The following is a 2,031-nucleotide window of genomic DNA, read 5'->3' on the forward strand; positions in this document are numbered from 1 at the left end:
CCGACGAGCCGGCCGCGCGGCGCTGACCCGCGCGGCGCCGACCCGCGCGGCGCCGGCCTGCGCTGGTCCCGTCGGTCAGGACCGCGCGGCGGTCCACTTCACGAGCTGCTTCGCCGACCAGGTGTTGACCACCCGGTCGGCGGGCACGCCGCAGAGGGCGGCCCGCTCGCAGCCGAACCGCTGCCAGTCGAGCTGACCGGGCGCGTGCGCGTCGGTGTTGATGGCGAACCGGCAGCCGGCCTCCAGGGCACGACGGATCAGTCGTTTCGGCGGGTCCTGCCGCTCCGGCCGGGAGTTGATCTCGACGGCGGTGTCGTGCTCCGCGCAGGCGGCGAAGACGGCGTCCGCGTCGAAGTCGCTCTCCGCCCGGGTCCGGGCCCGGTGCCCCCGATCACCCGGCCCGGTCACCCCGACCGGGCGGGACGACACCATCCGGCCGGTGCAGTGACCGAGGATGTCCAGGTGCGGGTTGGCGATCGCGGTCAGCATCCGCCGGGTCATCTTCGCCCGCTCGTCCTTCAGGCCGCTGTGCACCGAGCCGACCACTACGTCCAACCGGGCCAGCAGCGCCTCGTCCTGGTCCAGCGAGCCGTCGGCGAGGATGTCCACCTCGATCCCGGTCAGGATCCGGAAACCCTCCGGCAGCGCCTCATTGACCTGCGCCACATGGTCGAGCTGGCGGCGCAGCCGGTCGGCGGTCAGCCCCCGGGCCACCGTCAGCCGGGGCGAGTGGTCGGTCAGCACCATGTACTCGTGGCCCAACTCCACCGCGGCCAGCGCCATCTCCTCGATGGGCGAGCCGCCGTCGGACCAGTCCGAGTGGGTGTGACAGTCACCGCGCAGCGCGGTGCGCAGCGCCGTCGCCTCCGCGTCCAGGTCGCTGCCCTCGGTGGCCACCAGCCGGCGCAGGTAGACCGGCTCCTCACCGGCCAGCGACTCCGCCACGCAGCGGGCCGTGACGTCACCGACCCCGGCCAGCTTGGTGAGGGTGCCGTTGCCGGCCCGCTCGGCCACCTCGGCCGCCGGCAGGCCGGCCAGCGCCTTCGCCGCCGACCGGAAGGCCCGCACCCGGTAGGTGGCCTCGTTGGCCCGTTCCAGCAGGAACGCGATCCGGCGCAGGTCGGCGATGGGGTCCCGGGCTGTCATCCCACCGAACCTAGCCGGTGCGGGCCCCGTCAGGGAGCCTTGGGGCAGCCGTGTTCGCGCTGCCACGCGGTCACCTCGGCGGCCGGTTCCCGGTTGCCGCCGCGCCGCCACGAGTCCAGGTAGCGCGCGGGCCAGAGCACCCCGCGCCGGATCCACCAGCCGTCCCTGCCCGTGCAGGCCGGCGAGATCCCGAAGTGCAGGTGGCAGACGTTGTTCGCGTTGCCGGTGCGGCCCACCTTGCCGAGCTGCTGCCCGGCGCGGACCCGGACGCCGGTGTCGATGCCGCTGGCCACGACACTCAGGTGCGAGCCGTAGTAGCGCACCCCGTCGTCGCCGAGCAGGGCCACCGACAGGCCCCCGTTCTCCGGGCCCTGCGGCCCGCGCTTCTCGTACCGGTCGGTGCGACTGACGTCCGTCACCGTCCCGTCGGTCACGGCGACGAACGGCTCACCGCAGTCGGCGAAGATGTCGGTCGCCGGGTAAGCCCCGTGCGTCGGGTGGTAGGCGACGTCGTCGGCGCGTACCGGGAAGACGTGCCGCAGCCCGGCGCGGGGTGCGCTCGCCGACGGCCCGGCCGACGACGGCGCCGGGCGGGTGGGGCCGGTCGCCGATGGCGTTGCCGACGGCGCCGCCGGCTGGTCGGCGGTCGCCCAGACCGCCGGAGGCGTCGGCGCGGCGCCCTCCGGCGGCACTCCCGGCCGGGTGGTCGCGCAGCCGGCGGCCAGCACCGGAGCGAGCAGCAGCAGGATCGGGTACGCGGGACGCGCGCGGCGGCCGATCGTCGGCGAGGGCATCCGGCCATCCTGGCAGACCGGTACCGTGGGCACGAGCGACGCGCGTGAGGGGAGGCAGCGCCGGTGACCGGGTTCGGTTCGCGGTAGGTGG

2 protein-coding genes are annotated in these 2,031 nt (G+C 75.3%); both read right to left on the bottom strand.

All coding sequences use genetic code 11. From position 1 onward, the window contains the following. Positions 1 to 75: 75 nt before the first annotated feature. The gene (locus DKT68_RS05820; protein WP_109816390.1) at positions 76 to 1,146 is read right to left on the bottom strand and encodes a PHP domain-containing protein; all 1,071 of its coding nucleotides are present in this window, start codon (positions 1,144 to 1,146) and stop codon (positions 76 to 78) included. A gap of 29 nt (positions 1,147 to 1,175) precedes the next feature. Further along, a complete protein-coding gene (locus tag DKT68_RS05825) occupies positions 1,176 to 1,940 on the bottom strand; it encodes a M23 family metallopeptidase (RefSeq protein ID WP_109816391.1) in 765 nt (254 codons plus the stop codon). Positions 1,941 to 2,031: the final 91 nt, after the last annotated feature.

Source organism: Micromonospora acroterricola, assembly GCF_003172955.1.
Taxonomy (GTDB): Bacteria; Actinomycetota; Actinomycetes; order Mycobacteriales; family Micromonosporaceae; genus Micromonospora; species Micromonospora acroterricola.

Excerpts from the sequence above, each read along its gene's own strand:
- DKT68_RS05820 (WP_109816390.1), bottom strand. The coding sequence starts at position 1,146 with ATGACAGCCCGGGACCCCATCGCCGACCTGCGCCGGATCGCGTTCCTG.
- DKT68_RS05825 (WP_109816391.1), bottom strand. The coding sequence starts at position 1,940 with ATGCCCTCGCCGACGATCGGCCGCCGCGCGCGTCCCGCGTACCCGATC.